Genomic DNA, 17,304 nt, shown 5'->3' with positions numbered 1-17,304 from the left:
TTGAATAAATGTTAATATATGAGGATAATTTTAATACTAAGTTGATTGACAAAACCTATATAGCATTAGGTAGTTTTGATGGTCTTCATTTAGGACACATGAGTCTTATAAATAAGACATTAGAGTTAGCTAAGCTGAATAGTGCAAAGAGTATGGTATTTACTTTTAAAAATCATCCATTAACAGTTATTAATGAAGAGATAGCTCCTAGATTAATTATTTCTAATGATGTAAAAAGTAGATTACTTCAGAATATAGGAATAGATATATTAAATTTCGCAGAATTTAATATAAAATTTATGAAAATATCAGCTGAAGACTTCATTTATAATATAATTAAATATTATAACGCTAAGGGAATTGTTGTTGGATTTAATTATAGATTTGGATATAAGAATCTAGGAGATGTGGAATTACTATATAATCTAAGTAAGAAACTTAATTTTGAAGTGCATGTTGTAAAACCAGTTAAAATTAATGAAGAAATTATTAGTAGTTCTAAGATAAGACACTTAATATCTGAAGGTGATATAACTAAAGCTAATTATTTTTTAGATAAACCATTTATGTTAGAAGGTAAAGTTATAAAAGGAAAGCAATTAGGTCGGACAATACAATTTCCAACAATAAATTTAGATTATGATAAAAAGTTTGTACTTCCTCGTGGAGGGGTTTATTATACTATAGTTGAATATAATAATAAACAGTATAAGGGGATTACTAATATTGGATATAATCCTACAGTTAATGATAAAAAATTAAGTATCGAAACACATATACTTAATTTTGAAAAAGAGATATATGGTGAATCTGTGAGAGTATATTTTCACAAAAGAATAAGAGATGAAAAGAAATTTGATTCAATTGAATATTTAACTGAACAATTAAAAAAAGACAAAAGTTATGCTGAAAAGCAAATTTTTAACTATTAACAAATTATCCTAAAAAATAATTTACTTTCTATTGGTTATTTGTTATAATACATTTGAACCTTATCCTATGAATACTGACTGGCCGGCGGTATTCGTGGAATATAGGGGATTACAATTTTGGAGGTGGCTTTACATGGAAAAGGCTAGAAAAGAAGAATTAATTAAAGAATATGCAACACACGAAGGAGATACAGGTTCTCCAGAAGTTCAAGTTGCATTACTAACAGAAAGAATCAATCATTTAAACTTACATTTAAAAGAACATAAGAAAGATCATCACTCAAGAAGAGGTCTTCTAATGATGGTTGGTAAAAGAAGAGGTCTTTTAAACTACTTAAAAGATCAAGAGATTGAAAGATATCGTACTTTAATAAAAAGACTACAATTAAGAAAATAATTAAGAGCGGGCTAGTACCGCTCTATTATTTTAATTAATTTATCATTAAAAAGCATATAACAGGCAATAATAGTAATATATAGCATGTTCAAAGGAGGTAAACTAATGAACGATGATCAAAATAGAGAAGTAAATGTATTTGAGACAAAAATAGCTGGTAGAAAATTAAAAGGTGAAATTGGTAAGGTAGGAATGTTATCTGATTGTGCTTTAGTTATAAGCTATGGAGATACTGTAATTTTAATAAATGCCAATGCATCAAGTGAACCAAAAGAAGGTATTGATTTTTTTCCATTAAGTATTGAGTATCAAGAACGATTATATGCCGTTGGAAAAATACCTGGAGGCTTTATAAAGAGGGAAGGTAGACCTTCTGATAAGTCTATTTTAAATGCTAGAGCAATTGATAGACCATTAAGACCTTTATTCCCAGAAGGATATAGAAATGATGTTCAAATCGTATGTACTGTAGTATCTGTAGAACAAGATAATTTACCAAATATATTAGCTATGAATGGTGCTTCATTAGCATTATGTCTATCAAGTATACCATTTACAAAGCCAGTAGGAACAGTAGCTGTAGGTTTAATTAATGGCGAATTCATACTAAATCCAACTTCAAAGCAAAGAGAAGAAAGTATATTGGACTTAACAGTATGTGCTACTAAAGATAGAGTAATGATGATTGAAGCAGGTGGTCAGGAAATTCCTGAAGATACTATGTATGATGCAATTATGTTTGGATTTGAAGAATGTCAAAAAATTGCTTTATTCCAAGAAGAAATAATGAATAAATATGGAAAACCAAAAGCAGAAGCTAAGATATATGAGCTGAATCCTGAAATATCAAAAGAAGTAAGAGACTTCTCTTTTGAAATGCTAAAAGAAGCTATGTATATCACTGATAAAGATTTAAGAAATGACGCTATTAGTAAGGTTAAAGAACAAGTAAAAGCACAATTTGTTGAAAAGTATTCAGATAATATGGCAGATGTATCAGAAACAGTTTATCAAATTCAGAAAGAAATTGTAAGAAATGCGATATTAAATGAAAAAAGAAGACCTGATGCCAGAGGAGTTGACGAGGTAAGAAAAATTTCATCTGAAGTTTCAATTTTACCAAGAACTCATGGAAGTGGATTATTTACAAGAGGATTAACTCAAGTAATGACAGTAGCTACATTAGGATCTATAAGTGAAGTTCAAGTATTAGATGGAATAAGCGAAGAAACATCTAAACGCTATATGCATCACTATAACTTCCCATCATATAGTGTTGGAGAAGTTAGACCTCTGAGAGGTCCTAATAGAAGAGAAATAGGTCATGGTGCTTTAGCTGAAAAAGCTCTTGAACCATTGATTCCAAATGAAGAAGATTTCCCTTATGCTATAAGGCTAGTATCAGAAGTTTTAAGCTCAAATGGGTCTACTTCTCAAGCCAGTGTTTGTGCTAGTACATTAGCATTACTTGATGCTGGAGTACCTATTAAACGACCTGCTGCTGGTATAGCAATGGGCTTAGTAACAAGTGACGATTTATCTCAAGAAGAAATTTTAACTGATATACAAGGTATAGAAGACTTTTTTGGTGATATGGATTTTAAAGTTGCTGGAACTGAAAAAGGAATAACTGCAATACAAGTTGATACTAAAATTGAAGGATTATCAAGTTATTGCATAAGAAAATCTATAGATGATGCTAAAAAAGCTAGACTACAGATTTTGAAAGTAATGAATAGTTGTATTAACGAACCAAGAAATGAAGTTTCGTTATATGCACCAAAAGTATTCACAATGAAAATTAATCCTGCTAAAATTAAAGATGTAATAGGTGCTGGTGGTAAAACAATAAATAAAATTATTGATGAGACCGGAGTAAAAATAGATATTAAAGATGATGGATCAGTTTTTGTTACTGCTGAAGATTATGCATCTGGAAAAAAAGCTTTAGATATGATAGATGGTTATACTAGAGAAATAAAAGATGGTGAGATTTATTTAGGAAGAGTTACTAAGATAGCTGCTTTTGGAGCATTTGTTGAAATATTACCTGGAAAAGAAGGCCTAGTTCATATATCTAAACTTGATGTTAAACGTGTAAATAAAGTTGAAGATGTAGTAGCTGTAGGTGATGAAATATTAGTTAAGGTAACTGAAATTGATTCTATGGGAAGAGTTAATCTTTCTAGAAAAGATGCTATTAAAGACTCAGAAGTTGAAGAACAACAAGATAATACTGACGAAAAGTAGAAAGGCAGAGATGCCTTTTTATTTTATTCTATATTAATTAATAAGAATAACCAATTAATATAGAACATACATATATCTATGATGTATGTTAATAGGAGGTGCTAATCTATGGAAGATAGAACAAAACTTTATAGCGAAATGGAAAGGTATGAAATAATAAATATAAGTAACGGAGAAAAATATAATTTTCTCTTAAATAATGATATAATAATTGACGATGATGGATATTTAAAGTTCTTAATAGTAAATAACAATAAATCCCACTTTAGTTTTTTTGGAAGTAATGATTATTTAGAATTACCTTGGGAATGTGTCAGCAAGATAGGATCAAAAACTATAATTGTAGATGCAGAAGAAACTCAGGTAAAAAGATCTTATAAGTAATTTGTTAAGGAGATAAATATGAAAATTTTAGTTCAAAAATTTGGTGGTACATCAGTATCTACTAGTAATAGAAGAAAACTTGTTATAAATAAAATAATTAAAGCTAGAGAACTAGGTTTCTATCCAGTAGTTGTAGTATCTGCTATGGGAAGAAAGGGCGAACCCTATGCTACTGATACACTACTATCATTATTGACTCAAGATTTTAAGATGAACAATCCATTATCTTCCGATTTGTTAATGAGTTGTGGTGAGATAATAAGTTCAGTAGCTCTTTGTAATGATTTAAACACCGAAAAAATAGACGCTATTCCGTTAACAGGTGGACAGGCCGGAATACAGACTGATAATAACTTTAATAACGCGTTAATTGAAAATGTTAACCCTAATATAATATTAGAAGTTTTAAACCAAGGCAAGGTACCTGTTGTTACAGGATTTCAAGGTATAACAAAAAAAGGATTCTTTACTACTCTTGGTAGAGGCGGAAGTGATGTAACTGCAGCTTTACTTGGAGTTGCTTTAAATGCAGAAGGAATTGAAATTTATACAGATGTTGATGGTATTATGACAGCTGACCCTAGAATTGTACAAGATGCTAAGTTAATTAAAGAAATTAGCTATAATGAAGTTTTTCAATTTGCGGATCAAGGAGCTAAAGTTATCCATCCAAGAGCCGTTGAGATAGCTATGAAGGGAAATGTACCCTTATTAATTAAAAATACAATGAATGATTGCGATGGTACTATAATTGATAATTTTGGTGAAGTAAGCTCCTCAAATATTATAACTGGAATAACTCATATAGATAATAGAGTTCAAATAAAAGTTGAAGTAAATGAAAATCTAGATAATGATAACTATTATAATATTCTTGTTGTATTAGCAGAGAATTTAATAAGCATAGATTTAATAAATGTATTTCCAAATCAAAAAATATTTACTATTGACAATAAGGATTTAAGTGTATTTAATACAATTATGAATAAATTAAACTTAAAATACTCTTATATTGAAAATTGTAGTCGAATATCTATTATTGGATCAAGAATGAGAGGAATCCCTGGAATTATGGCTAAAATACTTAAAGCTTTAATAAAGGATAGAATAAATGTTCTACAAACTGCTGATTCTCATACTACAATTTGGTGTTTGGTGCAAACCGAACATGCTAATTCAGCTATAAAAGCTTTACATCAAGAATTTAAATTAAATACTTAAGTATCATGAATAGTCATTGCCTCTTAAGCAGAAACTATAATTCAAGGAGGTAATAATTATGAATTATGATACTAAATTAGATGAAAGTAATCTATTGAATAACCAAGAAAATAATGAGGAAAATGATCAAGGCAGTGATCAAGGAAATAATGCATCATGTGCTCAGCAAGATAAACTTGATTCAATTAAGGAACTTGGTGTTCCGGATGCAAATCAAAGTGCACAAAGGTTCCAAATACTACCTATAATAGGTCAAATAGAAGGACACTCAGTATTACCACCTCAGTCTAAGGCAACAAAATATGAACATGTAATACCTCAGTTAGTTTCTATAGAGACTAATAAATCAGTAGAAGGTGTTCTAATTATATTAAATACTGTAGGTGGAGACGTGGAAGCTGGTCTTGCTATTGCAGAAATGATACATAGTTTAAGTAAACCTACTGTATCTTTAGTTATTGGAGGTGGCCATTCAATTGGTGTTCCTCTTGCAACAAGTGCTGATTACTCATTTATATCTCCTTCAGCAACTATGATAGTTCATCCAATAAGAATGAATGGATTAGTATTAGGTGTTCCTCAAGCCTTTGAATACTTTAATAAAATGCAAGAACGAATTGTAGAATTTATTTGTCGTACATCTAAAACGCCAAAAGAAACTTTGAGAAAATTGATGCTACAAACAGATGAATTATTAAATGATATGGGTACTATTTTAATTGGAAAACAAGCTGTTGAATATGGTTTAATTAACGAAGTTGGTGGTCTAAGTGATGCCATCAATCACTTAGAAAAAATGATTGATGAAAAAAGAAATGAAAGTAATAAAACTAGCTAAGGATTTTATAGCTAGTTTTTATTTATAACTTAAAAAAGGATAATTAATTCTAGTGTAGAATTTTAAATTTAGAGGTGATTCTAATGACGAAAAACAAAAGTCGCAAACTAAAAGAGGATAAAAATATAAAATCAGGATTTGATAGTGATATAAAAGGAATTTTATTAATTACTTTAGGAATATTAATGCTTATGAGTCTATTTTTAACTGATTCATCTGGAATAATAGGTAAGACTATAAAAAAGATGTTCCTTGCACTTATGGGGATAGGGTCTTATTTTTTTCCTTTTATAATTATCTTTGTTGGAGTAACTTACATAATCACAAATGGGAAAATGACTTTTAATAGAAGATTCTATGGAATACTTTTCTTTTTAATAAATTCACTTACATTTATTCAAATGCTAACTTTAGAAAATTATTATGTTAGCAACAACTTAATAGAAGGAATAAAGAAAATATATTATCAAGATAAAATTACTCATGGAGGAATCTTGTCTTATTTAATAGATGTCCCAATTTACACTTTGTTCGGAAATACGGGTGCTTATATAATTTTTACTGCTATATACGTAATATCTATTATTTTAATGTTACAAATAACTATTAATGATTTCATAAGCTTTTTTAAATCAAAAGGGGATTCGGAAATTATTGATAAAAATGATTTAAAGACTTCAGATGATAACAAGAGAAATCAAGAGTCATTTATAAAAAATATAAACGATAAAATTAAAGTTATTAAATTTATGAAATCTAATGAAAGCAATGACCAATTAACTGATGATTTAAAGAAAGAAAATGACATTAAAGTTTTTGACCATCAAGCAGAACATAAAAAAATGACTGTATCAAATAAAACAAATACCTCCCAATATGAAAATAAGGAAATTGCTATAGAAGATATCAATGAAGAGTTAAATACTAGAATAAATGAAGAATATTCTAAGGACAAGTTCCAATACATATATCCACCAATTGATTTAATAAATCATAACCATACAGCTAGCACAACAAAAAATAGTAAAAAAGATTTAATTAGCAGTGCTTCAAAATTAGAAGAGACTTTAAATAGCTTTGGGGTAGATGCAAAAGTTATACAAGTAACAAAGGGTCCATCTGTAACCCGATTTGAACTTCAACCTAGTGCTGGGGTAAAAGTTAGTAAGATAACTCATTTATCTGACGATATTGCATTAAGTTTAGCTGCATCTTCAATAAGAATTGAAGCACCAATACCTGGTAAGAGTGCTGTTGGAATAGAAGTTCCTAATAGCATAGTTTCATCTGTATATTTGAGGGAAGTAATAGAATCTGAAGAATTTATAAACTTTAATAAAAATATCGCTTTTGCTATCGGAAAAGATATAGGGGGTAATTGTATAGTAGCAGACTTATCTAAAATGCCTCATTTACTAATAGCTGGAGCTACTGGTTCAGGAAAAAGTGTGTGTATTAATACTTTAATAGTAAGTATATTATATAAATACTCTCCGGAAGATGTAAAATTGCTCTTAGTAGATCCTAAGGTAGTAGAATTAAATGTATATAATGAAATACCTCATCTATTGGTGCCTGTAGTTACCAATCCTAAAAAGGCTGCTGGAGCATTAAATTGGGCCGTTACAGAGATGACAAGAAGATATAATTTATTCGCTGAAAATAATGTACGAAATATCGAGGGATATAATGAACTTTTCAATAAAGGAAAAATTGATAGCAAAATACCTTGGATAGTTATAGTAATTGATGAACTAGCTGATTTAATGATGATTTGTCCTGGAGAGGTAGAGGAGTACATAGCAAGACTAGCTCAAATGGCTAGAGCTGCAGGGATGCATTTAGTTATTGCAACTCAACGACCTTCTGTTGACGTAATAACTGGTGTGATTAAAGCTAATATCCCATCAAGAATTGCTTTCTCAGTTTCGAGTCAAATTGACTCACGAACTATAATTGATTCTGCAGGTGCTGAGAAATTACTTGGAAAAGGAGATATGCTCTTTTATCCTGTAGGTGAATCTAAGCCTATTAGAATTCAAGGAGCATTTATTTCAGAAGAAGAAGTTGAAAAAATAGTAAGCTTTATAAAATTACAAAAAAATGAAATTGTTTATGAAGAAAATATTTTAGATGAGATCAATACTGTTTTAGAGAAAAAAGAATCAGATGGTGATGAATTATTAGATGAAGCAATTCAAATAGTTGTTGAATCTGGTCAAGCATCTACTTCTCTTTTACAAAGGAAACTAAGAATAGGGTATAATAGAGCTGCTCGATTAATCGAAGAACTAGAAGCAAAAGGAGTAATTTCAGGAAGAAATGGAAGTAAACCGAGGCAAGTATTATTAGAAAACGAGTCTTTATCTAGTAATAATTAGATTATTTAATAATACTACTTGTTAAAATGTTATAATAGTTTTAAAATAACTTTAGCATATAAATGTTTAACAATTAAGGAGGAGCTTTAGTGACTACATATAAAGTTGGATTAGTGAGTTTAGGTTGTGACAAAAATAGAATTGATTCTGAATTGCTTTTGGGTAATTTGGTAGAAAAAAATGAAATAGTTAAAAATCCAAATGAAGCAGATATAATTATAGTTAATACCTGTGGCTTTATCGAGAGTGCAAAACAAGAATCTGTAGATACAATTCTTGAGATGTCACAATATAAAAAAAAGAACTGTAAAATGATTATTGCTACAGGATGTTTAACTCAACGATATTCTGATGAACTATACGAATTAATTCCTGAAATTGATATTTTATTAGGAGTTAACGATTATGGAAACATTCAAAAATATATTGATGATTTTTTAAATAATGATAGTAAAGCTTGCAAGTGCGATTATAGTGATTTATCTATAAATGAAGGAAAAAGAATCTTAACTACCCAAGGTCATTTAGCATATATAAGAATTTCTGAGGGATGTGATAATCTTTGTACTTATTGTATCATTCCTAAAATAAGAGGAAAATATAGAAGTAGAAGTATAGAAAGTATTATTAATGAAGCTAAAGAACTGGCATCAATGGGAGTAAAAGAATTAGTATTAGTAGCTCAAGACACTTCTGTATATGGAACAGATATATATAATGAAAATAAATTACACGAATTAATACATAAAGTATCTTTAATCAGTGGTATTCAGTGGATAAGAGTAATGTATTGCTATCCGGAGGAGATTACAGATGAATTTATACAGGAGGTTGCAAATAATCCTAAAGTTTGTAATTATTTAGACATTCCTATACAACACATAAGTGACAGTGTACTTAAAAGAATGAATAGAAAATCAAATAAACAATTAATATTAAATAATATAAGTAAAATAAGAAATAGCATTAAAGACATATGTTTGCGTACATCTTTAATTGTAGGGTTTCCAGGAGAAACAGATGAAGAGTTTAATGAGTTAAAAGAGTTTGTAAAGTATATTAAATTTGATAAATTAGGAGTATTTAAATACTCTCAGGAAGAAGATACTCCTGCAGCTAAGATGGATAATCAAATAAATGAACAAATAAAAGAAAGACGTTTAGAAGAAATAATGCTCATACAACAACAAATTTCTATGGAAAAAAATAAAAATAAGATTGGAAGAAATTATAAAGTTATAGTTGAAGGTATCGATAATGATTACTATTATGGAAGAAGTTATGAAATGTCCCCTGAAATTGATGGTGAAATATTGTTTAAATATGATAAAATATTAAATATAGGGGATTTTATAGAAGTTACTATAACTGATGCCTTGGAATACGATTTAATAGGAGTTGTTTGTAATGAATCTTGCCAATAAACTTACACTATTAAGGATAGCTTTAGTACCAATATTTTTAGTATTTATATCTTTTAATACACCAATAACCATGGCTATATCTACTTTAATATTTATAGTAGCAGCTATTACAGATCAGTTAGATGGTTATATTGCGAGAAGAAGAAATCAAGTAACTAGATTTGGTAAATTTATGGATCCATTAGCTGACAAACTATTGGTAGCATCAGCTTTGGTAGCTCTTGTACAGTATAATATTATCCCTGCTTGGATAGTTATGATAATAATAGGGAGAGAATTTGCTGTTACTGGCTTAAGATCCATAGCAGCCTCAGAAGGAGTAGTTATTGCGGCTAGTTGGTGGGGAAAGATAAAAACTGTTACACAAATGGTTACTATAATATCTTACTTAATTACCTTGTTTTATAAATCAGTATATATCGAACATATTGCATATATTTCATTGATTGCTGCAACAACAGCAACACTAATTTCCGGGATTGATTATTTTATAAAAAATAAAAAAGCATTAAGCACAAATGTCTGATTAGGATTGATAAAAAAGGATATAATCATTAAAAGTTCCTGTAAATAAATACTAGGAACTTTTAGTATGTTATATTGACCTTAATCTAAATATAGTGTATAATTTTAAATAGAACAAACGTTCGATTTTGGAAGGAGAGTGAACCCTTAGGGGATAATAATATGAATAATGAAAAGTTAAAAGCTTTACAAGCAGCTTTAAATCAAATTGAGAAACAATTTGGAAAAGGTTCTGTAATGAAACTTGGAGAAAATCCAATACTTAATGTAGAGGCAGTTTCTACTGGTAGTTTGTCTCTTGATATAGCATTAGGTATAGGGGGAATTCCTAGAGGAAGAGTTGTTGAAATATACGGACCAGAATCTTCTGGTAAAACAACTGTAGCTCTACACATAATAGCTGAAGCTCAAAAAGATGGTGGAACAGCAGCTTTTATAGATGCAGAACATGCTTTAGATCCTGTATATGCTAAAGCATTAGGTGTAGATATAGATAATCTAATAGTATCTCAACCAGATACCGGAGAACAAGCTTTAGAGATTTGTGAAGCATTGGTTAGATCTGGAGCGGTTGATGTAATAGTAGTAGACTCGGTTGCTGCTTTAGTTCCTAAGGCAGAAATCGAAGGAGAAATGGGTGATTCTCATGTGGGTCTTCAGGCAAGACTTATGTCTCAAGCACTTAGAAAATTAACAGGATCTATAAACAAATCTAGATGTTCTACAATATTTATTAATCAATTAAGAGAGAAAGTAGGAGTAATGTTTGGAAGCCCTGAAACAACTCCTGGAGGAAGAGCTCTAAAATTCTATGCCTCTGTACGATTAGATGTTAGAAAGATTGATTCCATTAAACAAGGAGATGAATTCTTAGGTAATAGAACAAGAATTAAGGTTGTTAAAAACAAAGTATCACCTCCATTTAAACAAGCAGAATTTGATATAATGTACGGAAGTGGAATATCTACTGAAGGTAATGTTCTAGATGTAGGTGTTGACAATGAAATTGTACAGAAAAGTGGATCTTGGTTTTCTTATAAAGACACCCGATTAGGACAAGGCAGAGAGAATGCCAAACAATTTTTAAAAGAGAATCCACAGATTTTATTAGAAATAGAAAATCAAATAAGAGCTAAATTTGACTTACCGATAAGAGATATAATAAAATCTAAAGAAGTAGCCTCTATTGAGAATAGTGTTGAAACTATAAAATAAAAATGGTCATTAAGATATTGAACGTAGTATTTACTTAACTTATAACAATTTAAGTAAATACTACGTTATAATTTTAAATAAAATTAGCAGCATTTTTTTCATAAACTTGACACGAAATTAAAAATAATATAAAATTAATACAAATACTGGTTTAACATGTACATTATTAAAATATAAGTAAATATAAAATTTTTCTAAACTTAAATGACGCTTAATTACAAATTCTAAAAAGAATAATGTAAGGAGGTGTTAATTTGCCAGATAACTTCATAGTACCTTTTTTAATATTAGTTGTAGTTTTAATATCAATATTTGTGATTATATATGTTAGAAAAAATATTTCTCAAGCAAAGATTTCAGATGCTGAAATTAAAGCAAAACAAACAATTGAAGATGCTGAGAAAGGTGCGGAGTCATTAAAGAAGGAAGCCATTTTAGAGGCAAAAGAAGAAGTACACAAACTAAGAAACGATTTTGAAAAAGAATCAAGAGAAAGAAGAAATGAAATTCAAAGACTCGAAAGAAGAATTATTCAACGCGAAGAACTACTTGACAAGAAAAGTGAGGCAATTGAAAAGAAAGAAGATGCTCTTAATAAAAAATACCAAGATGTAAGTGAAAAAGAAGCGGGAATAGACGAACTTTTCGAAAAGCAAAGACAAGAGCTTGAAAGATTATCAAATTTATCATCTGAAGAAGCACGTCGATTATTGCTAGAGGAAACAAGAAAAGAAGTTAAGCATGATATTGCAGTAATGGTAAAAGAAATGGAAAACAAAGCTAAGGAAGAAGCTGATAAAAAAGCAAGAGAAATTATATCATGTGCTATTCAAAGATGCGCTGCTGATCATGTTGCTGAAAGTACTGTTTATGTAGTTTCACTACCTAATGATGAGATGAAAGGTAGAATAATCGGTAGAGAAGGTAGAAACATAAGAGCTTTAGAAACTTTAACTGGAGTAGATCTTATTATTGATGATACACCAGAAGCTGTAATTTTATCTGGATTTGATCCAATTAGAAGACAGGTTGCTAGAATAGCGCTTGAAAAACTTATAATTGATGGAAGAATTCATCCTGCAAGAATTGAAGAAATGGTAGAAAAAGCTAAAAAAGAAGTTGAAAACGATATTAAAGAAGAAGGCGAACAAGCAACTTTCGAGACCGGAGTTCATGGTCTTCACCAAGAATTGATAAAACTTTTAGGAAGATTAAAGTATCGTACGAGTTATGGTCAGAATATTTTAAAACATTCTATAGAAGTTGCTTATTTAGCTGGATTAATGGCTTCTGAGTTGGGAATCGATCCAACTCTAGCAAAAAGAGCAGGATTACTTCATGATATAGGTAAAGCTATAGATCATGAAATGGAAGGACCTCACGCTTTACTTGGTGCAGAAATGGCTAAAAAATACCACGAATCACCGATAATAGTCAATGCTATTGCCGCTCATCACGGCGATGTTGAATTTGAATCAATCGAGTCTATACTTGTTCAAGCGGCAGATGCTATTTCAGCAGCGAGACCGGGTGCAAGAAGAGAAACTTTAGAAGCGTACATTAAGCGATTAGAAAAACTTGAAGAAATAGCCAACTCTTATGAGGGTGTAGAGAAGTCATACGCTATACAAGCCGGAAGAGAAGTTAGGATTATGGTTAAACCAGAGATTGTTGATGATCTTGGATGTATTCAAATGGCAAGAGATATTGTTAAAACAATAGAAAAAGAATTAGAATATCCAGGTCAAATTAAAATTAATATTATAAGAGAAACTAGATCTATAGAATATGCTAAATAAAATTAGAAATCAAAATCCCTTTATATTTTACAAGATATAAAAGGATTTTTGATTTTTTTGTAGAATATAGTAATAAAACACTATATTTCATAACAAGATAGCAATGAGGAATAACTAGGAGGTTAATTATGGAATTATTGAAGGTTTCAGCAAAATCAAATCCGAATTCTGTAGCAGGGGCATTAGCTGGTGTTATAAGAGAAATAGGCAATGCAGAAATTCAGGCCATAGGTGCAGGTGCCTTAAACCAGGCAGTTAAAGCTATTGCTATCGCTAGAGGATTTGTCGCTCCAAGCGGTATAGATTTAATATGTATTCCTGCATTTACTGATGTACTAATTGAAGGTGAAGAAAGGACAGCTATAAAATTGATCATTCAGCCAAAATAATAATATAATTCTAATATTATAAATATAAAGGGCTTGAATATAGAATCAAGCTCTTTATATTATATATAATTAAATAAAATATGCATAAAATAAAATCAGATAAAATAAATTTATCAATGGAGGTAAAGCAATGATATTATCACAAAAAGCAAAACAGATTACACCTTCTTTAACCTTGGCTATTACTGCTAAAGCAAAGCAAATGTCATCAGAAGGAATAGATATTGTTAGTTTCGGAGCTGGCGAACCTGACTTTGATACACCTAAACATATTCAATCGGCGGCTACTAAAGCAATAGAAAGTGGATTAACAAGATACACTCCAGCGTCAGGAATAAATGAATTGAAACATGCTATCGTTAATAAATTTAAGATGGATAATGATTTAGAATATTTACCAGAGCAAATAATTGTTTCTACAGGTGCAAAACAATGTTTAGCTGATGTTTTTGAAGCTATAATTAATCCTGGGGATGAGGTTTTAATTCCGATGCCTTATTGGGTTAGTTATCCTGAATTAATAAAACTTTCCTATGGTGTTCCTGTAATTGTAGACACTAAAAAAGAAATGAATTTTAAGTATAGTTTAGATTCTTTAGAAAAAGCTGTTAGTTCGAAAACTAAAGCTATCATTATAAACAGTCCTAACAATCCAACTGGTGCTGTTTACGATAAAACCGAGTTGTTAATGATAGCTGAATTTTGTCAAAAACATGATTTGATAATAATATCAGATGAAATATATGAAAAATTAATATATGGTTCTAAACAACATATTAGTATCGCTAGCTTAAGCGAAGATGCATATAAAAGAACAATTGTTATTAATGGAGTTTCTAAATCATATGCAATGACTGGGTGGAGAATAGGATATGCAGCCGGACCAATAGAGGTTATAAAATTAATGTCTAGCATTCAAAGTCATACAACATCTAACCCTACATCTATCTCTCAATATGCAGCATTAGAAGCATTAAGTGGTTCTCAAGATGAATTACACCAAATGATTAAACAATTTGAATCTAGAAGAGATTATATGATTTCTAGAATAGACTCCATAGATTCGTTATCATGTATAAATGCCGAAGGAGCTTTTTATATTATGATGAATGTTTCTGCCTTATTTGGTAAAACTATAGCTGACAAATCACCAACCAATTCCCTGGAATTTTCAGAATTACTACTAGAGATAGAAAAGGTGGCGGTTATTCCGGGTATCGCTTTCGGATTAGATGAATATGTAAGATTATCTTATGCTACCTCTATGGAAAAAATTACTGAAGGCTTAAATAGAATTGAAGGTTTTATATCTAAATTCAAATAGTTTTAGAGTAATATTAAATTTAAAGTTATCTTAAATAAAAATAGTATTGCGATTATTAATAAAATATATTTTAAAGAGGTGAACGATGTGATTAAAAAAGAAGCTATTGTTAAAGCATCAACAGGGCTACATGCACGTCCGGCAACAACTCTAGTAAAAAAGGCTTCTTCCTTTAAGTCTGATATCCAGATGGAATATAAAGATAAAAAAGCAAATGTTAAAAGCTTGATAGGCGTTCTTTCCCTTGGAGTAACTAAGGATTCTACTGTTACTATAATTACTTCCGGCGATGATGAAGCTTTAGCTGCTGAAGAAATGATTAAATTAATCGAATCTCTAGGCTAATAAATAAAGGGCTTAAAAGCCCTTTATTTATTAGCCTAATTTTACTTTATAATATTAATTAAAAAAATTGCAGAAACTATATAAGTATTATAATTAACGAACGAATGACTTATCAACATGATTAATATATGTTATAATATGAATAAATATATTAAAAATATGCATAACATATGTATGGAGGTTTACTATGAAAAAAAATACTTATAATTCACCGCTAAATAGTAGATATTCTTCTAAAGAGATGTCTTATTTATTTTCAGAAGAAATGAAATTTAAAACTTGGCGCAAACTTTGGGTAGCTTTAGCTGAGAGTGAGAAAGAATTAGGATTAGATATATCTGACGAACAGATATATGAATTAAAAACGAACATAGAAAATATAAATTATGAAGATGCAGAAGAAAAAGAAAAAGAAATTAGACATGATGTTATGAGTCATGTATATGCATATGGACTTCAATGTCCTAAGGCTAAAGGTATTATACATTTAGGAGCAACAAGTTGCTACGTAGGCGATAACACAGATTTAATAGTTATGAGAGAGGCTCTTGTTTTAATAAAGAAAAAGATTTTAAATGTAATAAGTAATTTATCTAAGTTTGCAATTAAATACAAGAGTCTCGCTACACTAGGTTTTACTCACTTGCAACCTGCTCAACTTACTACTGTTGGTAAGAGAGCTACACTTTGGATTGAAGATTTATTAATTGATGTAGAAAACTTAGATTTTACAATAAATAACTTAAAGTTAAGAGGGGTTAAAGGAACAACAGGAACTCAAGCTAGTTTTATGAAGTTGTTTAACGATAACGAGGAGTTAGTAAAACAATTAGAAGTTTTAGTAGTAGAAAAGATGGGTTTTGATAAGGCGTACGAAGTCACTGGGCAAACTTATCCAAGGAAAGTTGATTCTATTGTATTAAATACTCTATCAGAAGTTGCTCAAAGCGCCTATAAATTCAGCAATGACTTAAGAATATTGCAAAACATGAAGGAAATGGAAGAGCCTTTTGAAAAGAATCAAGTAGGTTCATCGGCTATGGCTTATAAAAGAAATCCGATGAGATCGGAGAGAATTAGTGCTTTAAGTAGATTTGTAATAGTTAATTCTCTTAATCCTGCTATAACTGCTGGAACTCAATGGTTTGAAAGAACTCTAGATGATTCAGCTAATAAAAGATTATCAGTTTCGGAATGCTTTTTGGCTTTAGATGGGGTTCTGAATTTATATATAAATATAACTGAAAGTATGGTTGTATATGAAAAAGTTATTAGATCCCACGTGGATAGCGAACTTCCTTTTATGGCTACCGAAAATATACTTATGGAAGCCGTAAAAAGAGGAGGGGATAGGCAGGAGTTACACGAAAAAATAAGAATTCTTTCTATGGAAGCAGGTAAAAGAGTGAAAGAAGAGGGTCTTAACAATGATTTAATCGAAAGAATTATCAAAGATGAATCTTTTTACATGAGCGAAGAAGAGATATTATCTATAATAAATCCTGAAAAATTCACTGGCAGAGCTCCAGGTCAAGTTGAAGAATTTATAAAATATAGCATTAATCCTATTCTTGATGAAAATAAAGATATATTAGGTATCGATGTATCTATAAATGTATAAGAATATTTTATAATGTATATTTATCCAACAATTATGTATATATACATAATTGTTGGATTTTAATTTTAAGCAAAAATTAATTTTAAAAATTATTCAACTGTACATTTACAAGTATTATATAATTTTAAAAATAATATTTTTGTATAAAACCGTATTACATAAACATTGTTTCTCAACTGTATGTTAATGCCAAACTTAAACTATTGTAGTATAATACAACTATAGTGCTAAAAAAGATAACACTAGTAAAAAAATAACA

At 29.7% G+C, this 17,304-nt stretch carries 15 protein-coding genes; all 15 read left to right on the top strand.

Annotated features, from left to right (window positions below; all coding sequences use genetic code 11):
- Nucleotides 1-8: 8 nt before the first annotated feature.
- Entirely contained in the window at nt 9-932 is a 924-nt protein-coding gene (locus ACX0KU_RS13155) for a bifunctional riboflavin kinase/FAD synthetase (protein ID WP_472990432.1), read from the top strand.
- 133 nt (nt 933-1,065) lie between these two features.
- Nucleotides 1,066-1,329, top strand: coding sequence for a 30S ribosomal protein S15 (rpsO, locus tag ACX0KU_RS13150; protein ID WP_472990431.1), 264 nt, complete (start codon nt 1,066-1,068; stop codon nt 1,327-1,329).
- A 105-nt stretch (nt 1,330-1,434) separates the two neighbouring features.
- Nucleotides 1,435-3,579 (top strand): polyribonucleotide nucleotidyltransferase, encoded by a 2,145-nt coding sequence (locus tag ACX0KU_RS13145; protein ID WP_472990430.1) that lies wholly within the window; start codon nt 1,435-1,437, stop codon nt 3,577-3,579.
- Nucleotides 3,580-3,687: 108 nt separating this feature from the next.
- On the top strand, nt 3,688-3,963 hold the full coding sequence (locus ACX0KU_RS13140; protein WP_472990429.1) for a YlmC/YmxH family sporulation protein: 276 nt from the start codon (nt 3,688-3,690) through the stop codon (nt 3,961-3,963).
- Between the two features lie 18 nt (nt 3,964-3,981).
- Nucleotides 3,982-5,184, top strand: a complete 1,203-nt coding sequence (dapG, locus tag ACX0KU_RS13135) for an aspartate kinase (protein WP_472990428.1) — start codon at nt 3,982-3,984, stop codon at nt 5,182-5,184.
- Nucleotides 5,185-5,242: 58 nt separating this feature from the next.
- Nucleotides 5,243-6,022, top strand: a complete 780-nt coding sequence (locus ACX0KU_RS13130; protein ID WP_472990427.1) for a ClpP family protease — start codon at nt 5,243-5,245, stop codon at nt 6,020-6,022.
- Nucleotides 6,023-6,105: 83 nt separating this feature from the next.
- Nucleotides 6,106-8,403, top strand: a complete 2,298-nt coding sequence (locus tag ACX0KU_RS13125) for an FtsK/SpoIIIE family DNA translocase (protein ID WP_472990426.1) — start codon at nt 6,106-6,108, stop codon at nt 8,401-8,403.
- 89 nt (nt 8,404-8,492) lie between these two features.
- The gene (rimO, locus tag ACX0KU_RS13120; RefSeq protein WP_472990425.1) at nt 8,493-9,827 is read left to right on the top strand and encodes a 30S ribosomal protein S12 methylthiotransferase RimO; all 1,335 of its coding nucleotides are present in this window, start codon (nt 8,493-8,495) and stop codon (nt 9,825-9,827) included.
- Nucleotides 9,811-10,353 carry a CDP-diacylglycerol--glycerol-3-phosphate 3-phosphatidyltransferase gene (gene pgsA, locus ACX0KU_RS13115; RefSeq protein ID WP_472990424.1) on the top strand — a complete coding sequence of 181 codons (543 nt, stop codon included), beginning with the start codon at nt 9,811-9,813 and terminating at the stop codon, nt 10,351-10,353. The genes rimO and pgsA overlap by 17 nt, the downstream gene beginning before the upstream one ends.
- Nucleotides 10,354-10,514: 161 nt before the next feature.
- Nucleotides 10,515-11,567, top strand: a complete 1,053-nt coding sequence (recA, locus tag ACX0KU_RS13110) for a recombinase RecA (protein WP_472990423.1) — start codon at nt 10,515-10,517, stop codon at nt 11,565-11,567.
- A gap of 254 nt (nt 11,568-11,821) precedes the next feature.
- The gene (rny, locus tag ACX0KU_RS13105; RefSeq protein WP_472990422.1) at nt 11,822-13,366 is read left to right on the top strand and encodes a ribonuclease Y; all 1,545 of its coding nucleotides are present in this window, start codon (nt 11,822-11,824) and stop codon (nt 13,364-13,366) included.
- Between the two features lie 128 nt (nt 13,367-13,494).
- The gene (locus ACX0KU_RS13100) at nt 13,495-13,755 is read left to right on the top strand and encodes a stage V sporulation protein S (RefSeq protein ID WP_472990421.1); all 261 of its coding nucleotides are present in this window, start codon (nt 13,495-13,497) and stop codon (nt 13,753-13,755) included.
- Between the two features lie 130 nt (nt 13,756-13,885).
- Nucleotides 13,886-15,079, top strand: a complete 1,194-nt coding sequence (locus ACX0KU_RS13095) for a pyridoxal phosphate-dependent aminotransferase (protein ID WP_472990420.1) — start codon at nt 13,886-13,888, stop codon at nt 15,077-15,079.
- 87 nt (nt 15,080-15,166) lie between these two features.
- Entirely contained in the window at nt 15,167-15,424 is a 258-nt protein-coding gene (locus ACX0KU_RS13090; protein WP_472990419.1) for an HPr family phosphocarrier protein, read from the top strand.
- A gap of 187 nt (nt 15,425-15,611) precedes the next feature.
- Nucleotides 15,612-17,045, top strand: coding sequence for an adenylosuccinate lyase (gene purB / locus ACX0KU_RS13085; protein WP_472990418.1), 1,434 nt, complete (start codon nt 15,612-15,614; stop codon nt 17,043-17,045).
- Nucleotides 17,046-17,304: the final 259 nt, after the last annotated feature.

This window comes from Clostridium sp. X, from assembly GCF_055755365.1.
Note: the sequence above shows the minus strand (reverse complement) of the source record. Positions and strands in the feature narration are given on the sequence as shown.

Excerpts from the sequence above, each read along its gene's own strand:
- ACX0KU_RS13155 (WP_472990432.1), top strand. The coding sequence starts at position 9 with ATGTTAATATATGAGGATAATTTTAATACTAAGTTGATTGACAAAACC.
- rpsO (WP_472990431.1), top strand. The coding sequence starts at position 1,066 with ATGGAAAAGGCTAGAAAAGAAGAATTAATTAAAGAATATGCAACACAC.
- ACX0KU_RS13145 (WP_472990430.1), top strand. The coding sequence starts at position 1,435 with ATGAACGATGATCAAAATAGAGAAGTAAATGTATTTGAGACAAAAATA.
- ACX0KU_RS13140 (WP_472990429.1), top strand. The coding sequence starts at position 3,688 with ATGGAAGATAGAACAAAACTTTATAGCGAAATGGAAAGGTATGAAATA.
- dapG (WP_472990428.1), top strand. The coding sequence starts at position 3,982 with ATGAAAATTTTAGTTCAAAAATTTGGTGGTACATCAGTATCTACTAGT.
- ACX0KU_RS13130 (WP_472990427.1), top strand. The coding sequence starts at position 5,243 with ATGAATTATGATACTAAATTAGATGAAAGTAATCTATTGAATAACCAA.
- ACX0KU_RS13125 (WP_472990426.1), top strand. The coding sequence starts at position 6,106 with ATGACGAAAAACAAAAGTCGCAAACTAAAAGAGGATAAAAATATAAAA.
- pgsA (WP_472990424.1), top strand. The coding sequence starts at position 9,811 with ATGAATCTTGCCAATAAACTTACACTATTAAGGATAGCTTTAGTACCA.
- recA (WP_472990423.1), top strand. The coding sequence starts at position 10,515 with ATGAATAATGAAAAGTTAAAAGCTTTACAAGCAGCTTTAAATCAAATT.
- ACX0KU_RS13100 (WP_472990421.1), top strand. The coding sequence starts at position 13,495 with ATGGAATTATTGAAGGTTTCAGCAAAATCAAATCCGAATTCTGTAGCA.
- ACX0KU_RS13095 (WP_472990420.1), top strand. The coding sequence starts at position 13,886 with ATGATATTATCACAAAAAGCAAAACAGATTACACCTTCTTTAACCTTG.
- purB (WP_472990418.1), top strand. The coding sequence starts at position 15,612 with ATGAAAAAAAATACTTATAATTCACCGCTAAATAGTAGATATTCTTCT.